At 68.9% G+C, this 563-nt stretch carries 1 protein-coding gene; it reads right to left on the bottom strand.

Annotated features, from left to right (window positions below; genetic code table 11):
• Window positions 1-149 precede the first annotated feature (149 nt).
• Window positions 150-386, bottom strand: a complete 237-nt coding sequence (locus AACY08_RS28285) for a hypothetical protein (protein WP_299111971.1) — start codon at window positions 384-386, stop codon at window positions 150-152.
• Window positions 387-563 lie beyond the last annotated feature (177 nt).

The raw sequence follows: 563 nt of genomic DNA, 5'->3' as shown, positions 1-563 counted from the left end.
ACCCTGCGCCGGCGACAAGCGCTCCTGCGGCGTCTGCTGCGGACGTGGTGGCTCGCACCCCGCTCCCTCGATTGCGCCGTCTGGCGGTGCGTCGAGGCGGATGGTGCGCCCGGTCGGCCGCGCACGCATGAAGTCGCGATCGGAGAGGCTCATGCCGGCACATCCGCGACGGAACGCGATGCCCGCAGCGCTCGGGTGACCGGCACAAGGACGGCGTAGGTCAGCGCCAAGACGGAGGCCATGGCCAGTGTCTCGGCGCCCCATTGCAGCGCGTGGTCGTGCTGCGCGAGGCGGCTGCACTCGGCAAGCGTGTGCGTATTGAGGTCGCACGGATGCCAATGCTTGATCGCGAGCACATGTTCGAGGGTGAGGGGCGTAGTGGGCATGGTCATAGCTCCAGTCCGATGTCTTTCTCGGGGAAGGGCAGCTCGATCGCGGGCGGCTCGGCACCGATCCGCAGCGATGCGGCCGAGAGGGTGGGATCGTTCTTGAAGTCAGGCGCTGTCGGGCCTGTGCTCATCGCGGCCGGCGTGATCGTGCCCGCCTTGTCGCCGCCCAGCTTC

Origin of the sequence: Pseudomonas sp. EL_65y_Pfl1_R83 (assembly GCF_963970695.1) — a bacterium.
In the GTDB taxonomy this organism is placed as follows: domain Bacteria; phylum Pseudomonadota; class Gammaproteobacteria; order Pseudomonadales; family Pseudomonadaceae; genus Aquipseudomonas; species Aquipseudomonas tritici.
Note: the sequence above shows the minus strand (reverse complement) of the source record. Positions and strands in the feature narration are given on the sequence as shown.

Bases quoted from the DNA above. Each gene is read 5' to 3' on its own strand.
- AACY08_RS28285 (WP_299111971.1), bottom strand. From the start codon at position 386: ATGCCCACTACGCCCCTCACCCTCGAACATGTGCTCGCGATCAAGCAT.